Below are 15,510 nucleotides of genomic sequence, written 5' to 3'. Positions count from 1 at the left end.
GGCGTAATTCCTCAGGCTTCGGCTTGGGCTTTGATCAGGCGGTCATAGGCGTCCTGATCGAGCAATTTGCCGACAGCGGCGGCGTCGCTTGGCTGAAAGCGGAAGAACCAGCCTTCGCCCAGCGGATCTTCGTTGACCAGCTCAGGAGCGTCTTGCAGCGCCGGGTTGACTTCCAGCACGTCGCCATCGAGCGGCATGTACACGCCGCTGGCGGCTTTCACCGATTCCACGGTGGCGGCTTCAGCGCCTTTTTCGTAAGCCTGTAGCTCAGGCAGTTGCACGAACACCACGTCGCCCAAGGCGTTCTGCGCGAATGCGGTGATGCCGACAGTAACGCTGCCGTCGGCTTCGGTGCGCAGCCATTCGTGATCTTCAGTAAAACGCAACTCGCTCATGGAAACTCCTCAGGGGCCAGACTCGTCTGGTGGACGCGGTGGAAAGCTTGGGGCGGCGAAGCCCTTTATAGATGAGGAGGCAGGTAGCAAGAATGCGGCCAAGGTTGATTTATCTATATAAATCAATGGCTTGTATTTTTTAGGTGGGTGTCGGCAGGTTGCGCCTGTAGCGAAATCGCTACAGCGTGGGGCGGGGAGAAAAGCTTAATCGGATCAAAGCGTTGCGCAGCGCTGGTCACAGGCGACTGTAGCGATATCGTTCCGCTGTAGCGCTTTCGGTACAGGTGGAGGTCGTTTTTGGACGGATTTCGAATCCGCCATAAATCCTGTGGGAGCGAGCCTGCTCGCGAAGACGGTGTGTCAGGCGCCAGCCATTTTGCTGATAGACCGCCTTCGCGAGCAGGCTCGCTCCCACATGGGGAATTCCCTGCAAAAGGGATGCGCGGTGAGTCAGGGTTTATTGGGAATGCCGTATTTGCGCAGGCGATGGGCGATGGCGGTGTGCGAGGTTTGCAAGCGGCTCGCCAGTTGCCGGGTCGAGGGATAGCTGACGTAAAGCTTTTCCAGCAGCGCTCTTTCGAACGATTCGACCGCTTGTTCGAGACTTTCCACCTCAGTGTCGGTCTGGCGCGCGACGGAGGTGCCGGCGATGTCGAGGTCGCCGATGTCGACCAGGCTGCTCTCGCAAATCGCCGCCGCACGGAAAATCACGTTCTGCAATTGCCGCACGTTGCCTGGCCAGCGATTGCCGAGCAGCGCTGTATAAGTGCCGGGCGCCAGACGGCAGACCGGGCGCTGGATCTGCGCACAGGCCTGCTGCATGAAGTAGCGCGCCAGCAGCAAAATGTCCTGACCGCGTTCACGCAGCGGCGGCACTTCGACGTTTAGCACATTGAGGCGATAGAACAGATCTTCGCGGAACAGCCCTTCACTGACCATTTTTTCCAGATCGCGGTGGGTCGCGCTGAGGATGCGCACGTTGACCTTCACTTCACGATCACCACCGACGCGGCGGAAGCTGCCGTCGTTGAGAAAACGCAGGAGTTTGGCCTGCAAGTACGGCGACATCTCGCCGATCTCATCGAGGAACACCGTGCCCTGGTTGGCCAGCTCCATCAGCCCTGGCTTACCGCCACGCGCCGCACCGGTGAAGGCGCCGGGGGCATAGCCGAACAGTTCGCTCTCGGCGAGGTTCTCCGGCAGCGCCGCGCAGTTGAGGGCGAGAAACGGAGCGCTGTGCCGTGCACTGATGGCATGGCAAGCGCGGGCGACGAGTTCTTTACCGGTACCGGTTTCGCCTTGAATCAACAACGGTGCATCAAGGGCGGCGACGCGTTGCGCGCGGGCCTTGAGTGTGCGGATCGCCGGAGACTCGCCGAGCAGCGCGTCGAAGCCTTCGGCGTGATCGTGGTGCAGTGCCGAGAGTTGTTCGCCGATGCGGTTCGGTTGATACAGGGTCAGCAGGGCGCCGGCGTCGGTGATCGGCGTGGCGTCGAGCAGCAGGGTCTGGCCGTTGACGGTGATTTCGCGCAGCGGCAGGCGAAAACCGTTTTCCAGCAGGGTATCGAGCAGGCCGGGATCATTGAACAGCGCCGAGACGCTTTCACCGGCCGGTTCGCGACCGTACAGGGCAATCAACGCCGGGTTGGCCAGCAGCACCTTGCCGGCGCTGTCGAGGGCCAGCACCGGGTCGGTCATCGCCGCGAGCAGGGCATCTAGCTGCAAGTGCCGGCGCTGGCCGGGGAGGATATCGACCACGGTCACCGCTTCCACGCCGAGCACGCGAAACAGCGCATCTTTCAGTTCTTCGAGCACTTGCGGGCTGAGGGTCGGCGCGTCGATGTAGACGTTCGGCGGGATCATCTCCACCGCATCCAGATTGAGATTGCGCCCACCGAGGATAGCCAGGACTTCCTGGGTGATGCCGACGCGGTCGATGAAGCTGACGTGGATACGCATGGGGGCGGTTCAGTGATCTGCATAGCGGAGGGGGGCAAGTATGCCTTAAATCAAAAGCCCCCTCACCCCAGCCCTCTCCCGGAGGGAGAGGGAGCCGACCGAGGTGTCTGGGGTTATGCATCGACCTGAAAGTACCGGGCGATTATGGATTCAGTGATGCAGGATCAGGTCGACGCAATGCTGCAGCATCCCCCAATCGGTTCCCTCTCCCCTCCGGGAGAGGGCTAGGGTGAGGGGCTTTTGATTTTTATTCGAAATGCTCGAGGTTCACCGGATCCCCCGACTGCATATTCAACTTCTGCCGAATGTCTTCAAACATCAGATCGTAATGCTTGTGCACCGAGCCGATCTGGCTGTGGGTCTTGGGGATGCCGTACTTCTCGGCGATCCGCGTGACATCGCGGGCGAAGTTGTAGGCCTCTTCCTTGGGCAGGAAAAACGCCTCCTTCATGTCCTTGCCCTGCATGCTGCCGTGCAGGGTGAACTGAATCCCTTTGCCTTTCTGCGGATCGGTGAACACTTCATAGTCCAGATGCACGTTGTAATTGACGTCATCGTCGGTCAACGCGTGCCGCTCGATGTGCAGATGACCAGGTTCGAACTGGGCCATTGAGCTACTCCTTTCAAGGCATGGAAGCGGAGCAGGTCTTGAGCCTGCCCCGGCGTTTATTGTTATCGGTAGCTGATCCCCGGCTTCGCCGTGCTGACCCGCGTACCGGCGGTGCCCTGGACGATGGCTTCGATATCGGCCAGCGAACCGATCACCGCGACCTTGCCAGTATGGCGCGCGAATTCGCAGGCTGCCTGCACCTTCGGCCCCATCGAGCCGGCGGCGAAACCAAGGCGTTCGAGTTCGTCCGGGTGGGCTTCGGCGATGGCTTTCTGCGTCGGCTTGCCGTAATCGATGAACGCTGCGTTGACGTCAGTGGCGATCACCAGCAGATCGGCTTCCAGTTGCTCGGCGAGCAACGACGAGCACAGGTCCTTGTCGATCACCGCCTCGATACCCTTGAGGTTACGGTTTTCGTCATACATGGTCGGAATGCCGCCGCCACCAGCGCAAATGACGATGCTGCCCTTGTCCAGCAACCACTTGATCGGACGGATTTCGAAGATGCGCTTCGGCCGTGGGCTGGCTACGACGCGGCGGAATTTGTCGCCATCCGGGGCAATTGCCCAGCCTTTCTCGGCGGCGAGTTTTTCCGCTTCGGCTTTCTCGTAGACCGGGCCGATCGGCTTGCTCGGCTTCTTGAAGGCCGGGTCGTTGGCGTCGACTTCGACCTGGGTGAGCAGGGTGGCGAACGGCACTTCGAAGTCGAGCAGGTTGCCCAGTTCCTGTTCGATGATGTAGCCGATCATGCCTTCGGTTTCGGCACCGAGCACGTCCAGCGGGTATGGGGTGACAGAGGTGTAGGCCGCCGCTTGCAGCGACAGCAGGCCGACTTGCGGGCCATTGCCGTGGGCGATGACCAGTTGGTTGCCGGGATGGATCTTGGCGATTTGCTCGGTGGCGATGCGGATGTTGGCGCGCTGGTTGTCAGCGGTCATCGGCTCACCACGGCGGAGCAGGGCGTTACCGCCCAGGGCTACGACGATACGCATGGTGCAATCCTTCTAAGCAGAGGAATGACAAACGATTCGATCTCCCTGCTGGAACCGATATCCCTGTGGGAGCGAGCCTGCTCGCGAACGCGTCAGATCAGTCGACATCGCTGTTGAATGACCCACCGCTTTCGCGAGCAGGCTCGCTCCCACATTGGGTTTCCGGTTCCTTCAGTGGGAGCGCTGTGGCGTCAGAGATCAGCCAGGGTCGAGACCAGAATCGCCTTGATCGTGTGCATGCGGTTTTCCGCTTGCTCGAAAGCGATGCAGGCCGGCGACTCGAACACGTCGTCGGTCACTTCAATACCGTTTTTCAGGTGCGGATATTGTTCGGCGATCTGTTTGCCGACCTTGGTGTCGCTGTTGTGGAACGCCGGCAGGCAGTGCATGAACTTGGTACGCGGGTTGCCGGTGGCCTTCATCAGCTCGGCGTTGACCTGATACGGCAGCAGTTGCTGAATGCGCTCGGCCCAGGCTTCCACCGGTTCACCCATCGATACCCAGACATCGGTGTGAATGAAGTCCACGCCCTTGACCGCTTCTTTCGGATCTTCGGTGAGGGTGATGCGTGCGCCACTTTCCTCGCCGTATTTTTTGCAGCGCGCGACCAGATCGTCCAACGGCCACAGCGCTTTCGGCGCGCAGATGCGCACGTCCATGCCCAGTTTGGCGCCGATCAGCAGCAGCGAGTTACCCATGTTGTTGCGCGCGTCGCCCAGGTAGGCGTAGCTGATTTCATGGATCGGCTTGTCGGCGTGCTCACGCATGGTCAGCACGTCGGCGATCATCTGGGTCGGGTGATATTCATCGGTCAGGCCGTTGAACACCGGCACGCCGGCGAACTTGGCCAGCTCCTCGACGATTTCCTGTTTGAAGCCACGGTACTCGATGGCGTCATACATGCGCCCGAGCACGCGGGCGGTGTCCTTCATGCTTTCCTTGTGGCCGATCTGCGAGGAGTTCGGGTCGATGTAAGTGACGTTGGCGCCTTGGTCATAGGCCGCCACTTCGAAGGCGCAACGGGTACGGGTCGAAGTTTTCTCGAAAATCAGGGCGATGTTGTTGCCCTTCAGGTGTTGTTGCTCGGTGCCGGTGTATTTCGCGCGTTTCAGATCGCGGGACAGGTCGAGCAAGTAACGCAATTCGCGAGGGGTGTGGTGTTCCAGGCTGAGCAGGTTACGGTTGTGAATGTTAAAAGCCATGATGGATCTCCTTGGGTTTCGGTTATCCCCTTGGCCGCGCTGGATAAGTCGCGGCGAAGGCTCAAAGATTAGTAGTCGATCGGGTCGCGGATGATCGGGCAGGTCATGCAGTGGCCGCCGCCACGGCCTCGGCCGAGTTCGCCGGCGCTGATGGTGATGACCTCCACGCCAGCCTTGCGCAGCAGGGTGTTGGTGTAGGTGTTGCGGTCGTAGCCGATGACCACGCCCGGTTCCATGGCCACCACGTTGTTGCCGTCGTCCCATTGCTCGCGTTCGGCGGCGAAGCTGTTGCCGCCGGTTTCCACCACGCGCAGTTTCGGCAGATTGAGCGCTGCAGCGACGGTGTCGAGGAAGCTGCCTTCTTCGCGGCGGATGTCGATGCCGCCCTGTTTGCTTTCGTCAGGACGCAGGGTGAAGGCGACGATCTGGTTGACCACTTCCGGGAAGATCGTCACCAGGTCGCGGTCGCAGAAGCTGAACACGGTGTCCAGGTGCATTGCTGCGCGGGACTTCGGCAGGCCGGCGACGATGACTTTTTCCACCGCTTTGTTGTTGAACAGGTTCAGCGCCAGTTGGCCGATGGCCTGCCGCGATGAGCGCTCGCCCATGCCGATCAGCACCACGCCGTTGCCGATCGGCATGACGTCGCCGCCCTCAAGGGTGGAGTTGCCGTGGTCCTTGTCCGGGTCGCCGTACCAGATCTCGAATTCGGCGTTGGTGAATTGCGGATGGAATTTATAGATGGCGGTGGTCAGCAGGGTTTCCTGACGGCGCGCCGGCCAGTACATCGGGTTCAGCGTCACGCCACCGTAGATCCAGCAGGTAGTGTCACGGGTGAACTGGGTATTGGGCAGCGGCGGCAGGATGAAGCTGGAGTGGCCGAGGAAGTCGCGGAACATCTGGATGGTCTTGCCACCGAAGCTGTCCGGCAGATCATCGGCCGACACGCCGCCAATCAGGAATTCGGCGATGTGGCGTGGCTCGAGGCTTTTCAGCCAGGATTTCACTTCGCTGATCAGGCCCAGGCCCACCGAGTCGGCAGTGACTTTGCGCTCAAGAATCCAGTCCAGCGCTTCGGGGATGGCAACGATGTCGGTCAGCAGGTTGTGCATTTCCACCACGTCGATGCCGCGCTCGCGCATCTTGGTGACGAAGTCGAAATGATCGCGCTTGGCCTGCGCCACCCACAGCACGTCATCGAACAGCAGTTCATCGCAGTTGTTCGGGGTCAGCCGCTGATGGGCCAGACCTGGGGAGCAAACCATGACTTTACGCAGTTTCCCGGCTTCGGAGTGGACGCCGTACTTCACTTTTTCCGTGGTCATTTCTGTGTTCCTCCAGATGACAATTCAATCAGGGGTTACAGCGTCAGGAAGCCATCGTAGAGACCATAGGCCGCCACCACGGCGCCCACGACCACTGCGGCGAAAATCAGCTTCTCGACGTTGGTGAAAACCGGTTGTTTGAGTTCCAGCTTGGCCTTGGCGAACAGGATCGCGCCGGGCGCGTAGAGCAGGGCCGACAGCAGCAGGTACTTGACCCCGCCGGCATACAACAACCACACCGCGTAGATCAGGGCGATACCGCCGATGATCAGATCCTTGCGCCGCTCGGCGGCGAAGCCTTCGTAGCTCTCGCCGCGCACCGCCAGCAGCAGGGCATAGGCCGCTGACCACAGGTACGGCACCAGAATCATCGAGGTGGCGAGGTAGATCAGTGACAGGTAAGTGCTGGCCGAGAACAGGGTGATGATCAGGAACACCTGCACCATCGCGTTGGTCAGCCACAGGGCGTTGACCGGCACATGGTTGGCGTTTTCCTTGCGCAGAAACTCCGGCATGGTGTGGTCTTTGGCGGCGGCGAACATGATCTCCGCACACAGCAGCACCCACGACAGCAGCGCACCGAGCAGCGAGATGATCAAGCCGACGCTGATCAGCACCGCCCCCCAGTGACCGACCACATGCTCAAGCACGGCGGCCATCGACGGGTTCTGCAGTTTCGCCAGTTCCGGCTGGGTCATGATGCCCAGCGACAGCACGTTCACCAGCACCAGAAACAGCAGCACGGTGATGAAGCCGATCACGGTGGCCTTGCCGACATCCGAGCGTTTCTCGGCGCGGGCGGAGAAGATGCTCGCGCCTTCGATACCGATGAACACCCAGACGGTGACCAGCATCATGTTGCGCACCTGGTTCATCACACTGCCCAGATCGGGGTTTTTCACGCCCCAGATGTCGGCGGTGAAGATGTCCAGTCTGAACGCGAAGACTGCGATCAACACGAACAGCAGCAGCGGCACGACCTTGGCGACGGTGGTCACCAGGTTGATGAACGCCGCTTCCTTGATCCCGCGCAACACCAGAAAATGCACGCCCCACAGCAGCAAGGACGCGCCGATCACCGCCGCCGGGGTATTGCCTTCGCCGAAGATCGGAAAGAAATAGCCGAGGGTGCTGAACAGCAGAACGAAGTAACCGACGTTGCCCAGCCAGGCGCTGATCCAGTAACCCCAGGCGGATGAGAAACCCATGTAGTCGCCGAATCCGGCCTTGGCGTAGGCGTAGACTCCGCCGTCCAGGTCAGGCTTGCGATTGGCGAGGGTTTGAAAAACAAATGCGAGGGTGAGCATGCCGACTGCGGTGATGGCCCAGCCGATCAGCACTGCACCGACGTCGGCGCTGGCGGCCATGTTTTGTGGCAACGAAAATATCCCGCCACCGATCATTGAACCGACTACCAGTGCAACCAGTGCACCGAGTCTTAGTTTTCCGGGCGCTTCAGACATTTGCATGACTCCATTGCAGGAAAGGAGAGCTCACAGCCTAGTACCGTTGTCTGTTCGAATAGCTGACTTGGATCAGTGCATGGCCACATTCCATTGTTAATGAATGACTTATCCACCCGTTGCGGGCATAACACTGTGCTCTGGAAGGCCCGTCCCAGAGCCGTTTCGCTGACGCAATTGGGAATAGCAATTAATGCTTTCGAACTATGACGCTAGTTGCTTTTCCGCGTTTGGCAAATGTCCGTCATCTGTTTTCAGTACAGAATTGAATAATCAAGATTGGCGCACAAAACTGACTTAACGTGCTAAGCGTTATCGTGGTCGGCTATATATAACGGTGCGAAATTGGCCATTACCTGATAAACGTCATCTACCCTTAGGCTTTTAGTCGGCAGTTGTTACAAATAAACAACAACGGCTCTTTCAAGGAGATCTGCATGTTGCAACCGACGCAAAAGCTGCGCCTTGGTGCGTTGATCGCGCTGGTGGTGGGGTCGATGATCGGCGGGGGGATTTTCTCGTTGCCGCAAAACATGGCGGCGCGCGCCGATGCCGGGGCGATCCTGATCGGTTGGGGCATTACTGCGATAGGCATGCTGACGCTGGCGTTCGTCTTTCAGACCCTGGCCAATCGCAAACCGGAGCTGGACTCGGGCGTCTACGCCTACGCCAAGGCCGGGTTCGGCGACTACATGGGCTTTTCGTCGGCGTGGGGTTACTGGATCAGCGCCTGGCTGGGCAACGTCGGCTATTTTGTGTTGCTGTTCAGCACCCTCGGTTATTTCTTCCCGGTGTTCGGTCAGGGCAACACGCCGATCGCCATCGGCTGCGCTTCGGTGCTGTTGTGGGCGGTGCATTTTCTGGTGATGCGCGGGATCAAGGAGGCGGCGCTGATCAACCAACTGACCACCGTGGCCAAGGTCGTGCCGCTGATCATGTTCATCGTCATCGCTGCCGTGGCATTCAAGGCTGACATTTTCACCCGCGACATCTGGGGCCGCAGCAACCCGAACTTCGGCGGGGTGATGGATCAGGTGCGCAACATGATGCTGGTCACCGTGTTCGTGTTCATCGGCATCGAAGGCGCCAGCGTCTATTCGGCTCGCGCAGAAAAACGCAGCGACGTCGGCCGCGCCACGGTGATCGGTTTTATCGGCGTGCTGGCGCTGCTGGTGCTGGTCAACGTGCTGTCGCTGGGGATCATGAGCCAGCCGGAACTGGCCAATCTGCAAAACCCATCACTGGCAGCGGTGCTCGAGCACATCGTCGGGCCGTGGGGTGCGTTGCTGATCAGCGTCGGGCTGGCGATTTCGCTGTTGGGCGCGTTGTTGTCATGGGCCTTGCTGTGCGCGGAAATCCTCTTCGCCACGGCCAAAGACAAAACCATGCCGGCGTTCCTGAAGAAGGAAAACAAGAACCACGTGCCGGTCAACGCGCTGTGGCTGACCAATGTGATGATCCAGATTTTCCTGCTGATCACACTGTTCTCGGCGGGGACTTACACCAGTCTGATCTATCTGGCGTCGTCGATGATTCTGGTGCCGTATTTGTGGTCGGCGGCCTACGCGGTGCTGCTCAGCGGGCGCGGCGAAACCTACGAACACGCCTCGGCGGAACGTACCAAGGATCTGCTGATCGGCGGCATCGCCCTGGTTTACGCGGTGTGGCTGTTGTATGCCGGTGGAGTGAAGTATCTGCTGCTGTCGGCGCTGCTGTATGCGCCGGGGGTGATCCTGTTTGCCAAGGCCAAGCGTGAACAGGGGCAACCGGTTTTCACTACGGTGGAAAAGGGGATTTTTGCTTGCGTGGTGATCGGGGCGGGGCTGGCGGCGTATGGGTTGTATAGCGGGGTGTTGTCGTTGTGATCTGAAAAGCAGCCCCTCACCCTAGCCCTCTCCCAGAGGGAGAGGGGACCGACCGAGGTGTCTGGCGCTATACATCGACCTGAGCGATCGAGTTGATTATGGATTCGACGAAAATCTTCCACGTCGGCGTAACTCTCCAATATCCCCCAATCAGTCCCCTCTCCCTCTGGGAGAGGGGACCGACCGAGGTGTCTGGCGCTATACATCGACCTGAGCGATCGAGTTGATTATGGATTCGACGAAAATCTTTCACGTCGGCGTAACTCTCCAATATCCCCAATCAGTCCCCTCTCCCTCTGGGAGAGGGGACCGACCGAGGTGTCTGGCGCTATACATCGACCTGAGCGATCGAGTTGATTATGGATTCGACGAAAATCTTTCACGTCGGCGTAACTCTCCAATATCCCCCAATCAGTCCCTTCTCCCTCTGGGAGAGGGGACCGACCGAGGTGTCTGGCGCTATACATCGACCTGAGCGATCGAGTCGATTATGGATTCGACGAAAATCTTTCACGTCGGCGTAACTCTCCAATATCCCCCAATCAGTCCCCTCTCCCTCTGGGAGAGGGCTAGGGTGAGGGGCTTCTCATGGCCAACACGGAGGATGCGAGCCCAACTCCGTCGCCGGCCAATTCCACCGCATCGCCGTCCCGCTGATCTGCAGCGGCACGCGCAACCTCCGCGCCGGTCCCCACGCGGTGTGTTCAATCGCCGGATCCTGATCCAGTGCGTCTTCAGCCCGCAGCGGGTCAAGCATCCCCGGCCCATGCTCAAGCAACAGCTTCGCCGTCCGTGCCAGCGACAACCGCGCCGAACCCCCGCGACCGCTGGCCAGTCGTTCAGTCAGCAGCCTTATTGCACTCGCCGCCATCAGATACCCGGTCGCATGATCCAGTGCCTGCACCGGCAGTGGCGTCGGTTTATCGCTGTGCCTCCAATGCTGCCCGGCCTCGGCGATGCCGCTGCTCATCTGCACCAGGCTGTCGAAGCCCCGGCGGTTCTGCCAAGGGCCGCTCCAGCCGTAGGCGTTGAGGCAGACGTCGATCAGCCCCGGTGCCAGTTGCCTTCGGCGTTCAATACCAAACCCCAGATGTTCCAGCGCATCGGCGCGATAGCCGTGGAGCAAGATGTCGGCGTCTTGCAATAAACCTTCGAACACTGCGCGATCCGCTGGCACTTGCAGATCCAGCCGCGCACAGCGCTTGCCGACAGTCATTTCCGGAACGACGCCGGGTTCGTTCCAGCTCGGTGGATCGATGCGCAGCACGTTGGCGCCCAGCCCAGCGAGGAAGCGGCTGGCGCTGGGACCGGCGAGCACGCGGGTCAGGTCGAGCACCTTGATCCCGGCCAGAGGCCGTGCGAGCGAACCTTGCCATGGGCTGCGGTTCTCGTCCGTCTGCTCGATGAATTGCACCAGCGCTTCGGCATTCACCGCCAGCCCCTGCGGATGCTGCTGCCACTGCGCCCAACTGCGCATCTCGGCGGCGCAGCCGTTGGCGTCGACCACTGCTTGTTCCAGATCCGCACTGTCCCATTGCGCGACTTTTGCCGCCATTGCGGCGCGGTCGGCGCAGGCACCGAGCACGCGTTCAGCGGCGGCGCGGTGATGCGGGGCGTTGGTGTGCAGACGGATCCAGCCGTCCCGGGTCGCATAGTCGCCGGCGATCGCGTCCCATAACGGCGGCACCTGCCAGCCGATCGGGCAAAGCGAGGTGGAGAACCAGAACGAGGCCAGGCGCCGGTCGACTGCAACCGCAGACAAGTGCCCGGTTTGCTGGTGAAGCAATTCGCTGAGCGCTTGGCCGGCAGCGGCGATGCTGGCGCAGGCCAGTTCAGTGACTGCGAACACCGAGGGCAACGCGCCGTCACCGTTGAAGGGGATGGGCGTGCGAGGCAGGTCGAGTGCGGTTTGGATGGACGTGAGCAGATCAGTCATCGAAGGCCCTCCGGAACGAGAGGGCGATGATAGTGCAAAAGAATCGCGGTTTAGATGAAACCAGGATGTGAACCCGTTTCCCCAGTGGGAGCGAGCCTGCTCGCGAAGGCGTCGTGTCAGTCAACACGGATGTTGGATATGACGACCGCTTCGCGAGCAGGCTCGCTCCCACAGGGATTTATGCTGGGCCGTTACACGCGGAACTGATCCATCAATTTCATCTGCTGGCTCGCCAGGCTGTTGAGCTGGCTGCTGATCGCTGCCGATTCGGTGGCCTGCTCGGTCAGGGTTTCGGTCACGGTGCGAATCGCCGAGACGTTGCGGTTGACCTCTTCGGCCACGGCGCTTTGCTCTTCGGCGGCACTGGCGATCTGCAGGTTCATGTCGCTGATCACTGTCACCGCGTCGCTGATCTTGCCCAGCGCATCAACGGCCTGACGAATCTGCCCGGCATTGTTGTGCGCCTGGGTCTGGCTCGAATGCATGGTCGCGACCACGCCACGGGTGCCGGTCTGGATGCGCTCGATGACGATGCGGATTTCTTCCACCGAATCCTGCGTGCGTTTGGCCAGGTTGCGCACCTCGTCGGCGACCACGGCAAAACCGCGACCGCTTTCGCCGGCGCGGGCGGCTTCGATGGCGGCGTTGAGGGCCAGCAGGTTGGTTTGTTCGGCGATGCTGCGGATTACTTCCAGCACCGAGCCGATCTGCTCGCTGTTGACCGCCAGCGCTTCGACTTCGGTCACCGCTTTGCTGACCTCATCGGCGAGTTGATTGATGTCGCGGGTGCTGCGCTCGATGATCGCCATACCGTCCTTCGCCGACTGATCGGCACCCTTGGCGGCGTTGGCCGCGTTCGAGGCACTGTTGGCGACGTCGTGGGCAGTGGCGCTCATTTCGTTGGACGCGGTGGCGACCTGATCGATTTCGCGGAACTGCACCTGCATGCCTTCGCTGGTCTGCCGGGCAATTTCCGACGACTGATCAGCCGTGCCACGGGCTTCGGTGATGCTCTGTTTGATCTGCGCGATGGTCGGCTGCAGCTTGTCGAGAAAGCGGTTGAACCAGTTCACCAGTTCGCCCAGTTCATCTTTCTTGCTGTAGTTCAGGCGCTGGGTCAGATCGCCTTCGCCGCTGGCGATGTTCTTCAGCATCTCAGCAACGCTGTTGATCGGACGGGTGACGCCGGAGGCGGTGAGCCAGATCAGCAGGAGGCCGACCAGACCGGCCACGCCCGCCACCAGCAGGGCAGTGATGACGCCGGTTTGTTGCGCGTCATCCAGCACCGCTTGCAGTTTCACCGAGTCGGCCAGCAGCACGTGCTCGGGCAGGTCGATGACCACGCCCCAGGCCCGCGAATTGCCGATCGGGTCGACCGGGTAAACCGCGCGAATCAGCTCGCCCTGTTGGAGGATTTTCGCCGTACCGCTGCCGACCAGTTGCAATACATCCTTGCCGTCAGCGCCGAGGGTGTCGCTGATTTTTTTGCCCACTCGCGTCGCGTCGGCACTGTCGGCCGCCAGCACACCGCTGCCGGAGACGATCAGCATATGCCCGGCGTTGTTGAACAGGCTGCGCTGCGAGTCGACGGCGGCGGCTTGCAGGGCGTCGAGCGCGATGTCGACACCGACCACACCGATCGCTTTGCCATCCACCAGCAGCGGTACGGAAATGGTCGTCATGAGCATTTCCTTGCCACCGACCGTGTCGGCATACGGGTCAAGCAGGCAGGTGCGTTTGTTGTCGCGAGGGCAGGTGTACCAACTGTTGTACGGCGTGCCGCTGACGCTGAGGGTGGTCTTGGTCAGGTCGTCCTCGACCATGATTGTATTCAGCGCGGCGCCGGCGGCACGGCTCCAGTACGAGGCGAAGCGCCCGGCTTCGTTGGACTGCCGCGCGGCATCGTTGGCGAATTCGCTGTCCTTGCCGTCGAGGCCGTTGGGTTCGAAGGCCAGCCAGATGCCGAGGACTTTATCGTTGCGCTCGAAGGCGGTTTTCAGGCTCTGGTTCAACTCTTCACGAACAGCGCCGGCTTCGAGCGAACGCTTGGCCGCCATCGTCCGCAGATCCTTGATCTGGTCGGCGAGGGCGGTGACCACGAGCAGGCTTTCACCAAAGGTTTTCTGCACCCGCACCGCTTGCTCAGCGGCCTTGGCCTGCAACAGGTTCTGCACGCTGGCGGTGAGCAACTGGTTGCTGGATTGACTGACCAGCGCGTCGTTCTGGTTGGTCTGGTAGATGTTCATGCTGACGATCAGCACCACCACTCCGAGCAGGCACAGGCCGGAGAGCAGGACGATTTTCAGGCGAATGGAAAGAGAGTCGAACATGGGGCGATCTCGCGAATGGAATAAACAGGTGGCTGGGCCTGAAGCCCGGTTTGCCAAATCCATTCAGCGCCATTCAATGCTCATCGGCGTCGAGTGAGACGGCATGAGGCACTTGCCGACGGACGGTCGCCGCTAAACGTTTGCGCAGGGGAAAGTGCTGAAAAGGCTTTAATTACAGGGATGTTTCACTAACGCGGCGGGCGTCTCCGGGCGCGACCAGATCCACAGGTTGCCCATGGCCATGCCGGCAATCGCCAGATAGATCGGCCAGCCGTGATCAAGCAGTACCAGCATCAAAGTGGCGCACAGCAGCATGCTGACGGTGGCGCTGATCTTGGCCTTGCGCGCGATCACCCTGCCGTTGCGCCAGTTACTGAGGATCGGCCCGAACAGGCGATGATTCTCCAGCCACGCACTCAAGCGCGGCGAACTGCGGGTCGCGGCCCACGCGGCAAGGAGGATGAACTCGGTGGTCGGCAGACCGGGCACGACGATGGCGACCAGGCCAATGCCGAGGCTGACATAGGCCAGCAGGCCGAACAGCAGACGGGCAAGTTTTGATGGGGCGGGTGCGGGCATGGGCTCAGCGGCGGCTTCTGAAGCGGAACGGGGATCTTACAGATTTGTGGTGAGCTCTGTGGGAGCGAGCCTGCTCGCGAAAGCGGTTGATCAGGCACATTGAGTTGAATGTGCTGCCGTCTTCGCGAGCAGGCTCGCTCCCACAAGTGATAAGAGTTGCTTCAGGCCGGTTCGGCTTCTATGGCATAAGCCCGTTCCAACAGCACGGTGAAGCGGTTGAATGCATCCAGCGCACCTTGCTCCACTTCAGCCTCTTCCTCAGCGGTGAACGGCAACGCATCGAGGGTGCGTACGAAGCTTTTCCAGCCCTCGGCGCGGCCACCTTGCGGTTCAGCCAAATGCCGGGCACCAAAGGTTTCGCTCAGATCGAGCGCCACCGCGCGCTTGATCAGGAACGCCGCGCCGAGCTTGGAACCCTCCGACACGAAAATCCAGCCCAGCGCCCGCGCCTTGCTCGGGTTTTTCAGCGCGCCAGCCACCGGGGCCGGAACCTCGGTGTCGAGGTCGGCGAGGTCAGCCCCGGCCGCTTCGGCGCGGCAACGGGCCGGCAGGTCGGGGACGATTGCAGTCAGTTCGGCATCGTTGTACAGCTCGACCAGTTCCGCCTGGAACAGGTATTGCGCAACGACGAAACGGGCGAAGCTGGCGCGGGTTTCGAATGGTGCGTGGGCTTTGACCAGCGCATCGAGTTTGCTGTGCGGCTCATGGGTGATCTGGTTCAGGCGTTGCGAACGCAGGGTTTTTTCCGGGGTAGTCATGGGGTGTCCTTGATTGATGAGGCGCTTGATAACAAGACGTACGGGCGGGCGCCGGACAGTAAAAAAACCTCACTGCGCGGCGAGAACTCGCGCAGT

At 60.8% G+C, this 15,510-nt stretch carries 11 protein-coding genes and 2 pseudogenes; 1 reads left to right on the top strand and 12 read right to left on the bottom strand.

What is annotated here, in order from left to right:
* Positions 1 to 11: 11 nt before the first annotated feature.
* The 7 genes from gcvH to arcD (AB4O12_RS15030) all read right to left on the bottom strand — a co-directional run bounded on the left by gcvH (position 12) and on the right by arcD (AB4O12_RS15030) (position 7,946).
* Positions 12 to 395, bottom strand: coding sequence for a glycine cleavage system protein GcvH (gene gcvH / locus AB4O12_RS15060; protein WP_039758162.1), 384 nt, complete (start codon positions 393 to 395; stop codon positions 12 to 14).
* Positions 396 to 845: 450 nt separating this feature from the next.
* On the bottom strand, positions 846 to 2,354 hold the full coding sequence (locus AB4O12_RS15055; RefSeq protein WP_056787934.1) for a sigma-54-dependent transcriptional regulator: 1,509 nt from the start codon (positions 2,352 to 2,354) through the stop codon (positions 846 to 848).
* A gap of 247 nt (positions 2,355 to 2,601) precedes the next feature.
* A complete protein-coding gene (locus AB4O12_RS15050) occupies positions 2,602 to 2,964 on the bottom strand; it encodes a DUF5064 family protein (RefSeq protein WP_041479784.1) in 363 nt (120 codons plus the stop codon).
* Between the two features lie 62 nt (positions 2,965 to 3,026).
* Entirely contained in the window at positions 3,027 to 3,956 is a 930-nt protein-coding gene (gene arcC, locus AB4O12_RS15045; RefSeq protein ID WP_056787936.1) for a carbamate kinase, read from the bottom strand.
* A gap of 191 nt (positions 3,957 to 4,147) precedes the next feature.
* Positions 4,148 to 5,158: an ornithine carbamoyltransferase gene (locus tag AB4O12_RS15040; RefSeq protein ID WP_041479782.1), complete on the bottom strand. Its 1,011-nt coding sequence runs from the start codon at positions 5,156 to 5,158 to the stop codon at positions 4,148 to 4,150.
* 68 nt (positions 5,159 to 5,226) lie between these two features.
* Positions 5,227 to 6,483 carry an arginine deiminase gene (gene arcA / locus AB4O12_RS15035; protein ID WP_016773516.1) on the bottom strand — a complete coding sequence of 419 codons (1,257 nt, stop codon included), beginning with the start codon at positions 6,481 to 6,483 and terminating at the stop codon, positions 5,227 to 5,229.
* A 35-nt stretch (positions 6,484 to 6,518) separates the two neighbouring features.
* On the bottom strand, positions 6,519 to 7,946 hold the full coding sequence (arcD, locus tag AB4O12_RS15030) for an arginine-ornithine antiporter (RefSeq protein ID WP_016773517.1): 1,428 nt from the start codon (positions 7,944 to 7,946) through the stop codon (positions 6,519 to 6,521).
* Between the two features lie 437 nt (positions 7,947 to 8,383).
* On the opposite strand from arcD (AB4O12_RS15030), the gene arcD (AB4O12_RS15025) reads away from it, so the two are divergent.
* Positions 8,384 to 9,811 (top strand): arginine-ornithine antiporter, encoded by a 1,428-nt coding sequence (gene arcD, locus AB4O12_RS15025; protein WP_423664056.1) that lies wholly within the window; start codon positions 8,384 to 8,386, stop codon positions 9,809 to 9,811.
* Between the two features lie 586 nt (positions 9,812 to 10,397).
* Here the strand turns inward: arcD (AB4O12_RS15025) and AB4O12_RS15020 are convergent.
* The 5 genes and pseudogenes from AB4O12_RS15020 to AB4O12_RS15000 all read right to left on the bottom strand — a co-directional run bounded on the left by AB4O12_RS15020 (position 10,398) and on the right by AB4O12_RS15000 (position 15,414).
* Positions 10,398 to 11,747, bottom strand: coding sequence for a CoA transferase (locus AB4O12_RS15020; protein WP_460058930.1), 1,350 nt, complete (start codon positions 11,745 to 11,747; stop codon positions 10,398 to 10,400).
* A gap of 191 nt (positions 11,748 to 11,938) precedes the next feature.
* Positions 11,939 to 12,466: pseudogene (locus AB4O12_RS15015) on the bottom strand (methyl-accepting chemotaxis protein); the annotation flags it as partial.
* Positions 12,467 to 12,844: 378 nt separating this feature from the next.
* Positions 12,845 to 13,804 (bottom strand): annotated as a pseudogene (locus AB4O12_RS15010) (methyl-accepting chemotaxis protein); the annotation flags it as partial.
* Between the two features lie 441 nt (positions 13,805 to 14,245).
* Positions 14,246 to 14,656, bottom strand: coding sequence for a YbaN family protein (locus AB4O12_RS15005; RefSeq protein ID WP_252886697.1), 411 nt, complete (start codon positions 14,654 to 14,656; stop codon positions 14,246 to 14,248).
* A 161-nt stretch (positions 14,657 to 14,817) separates the two neighbouring features.
* Positions 14,818 to 15,414, bottom strand: a complete 597-nt coding sequence (locus tag AB4O12_RS15000) for a biliverdin-producing heme oxygenase (RefSeq protein ID WP_460058928.1) — start codon at positions 15,412 to 15,414, stop codon at positions 14,818 to 14,820.
* Positions 15,415 to 15,510 lie beyond the last annotated feature (96 nt).

The organism is Pseudomonas sp. S2_A05 (genome assembly GCF_054668485.1).
This window is presented reverse-complemented; position numbering and strand designations above follow the sequence as displayed.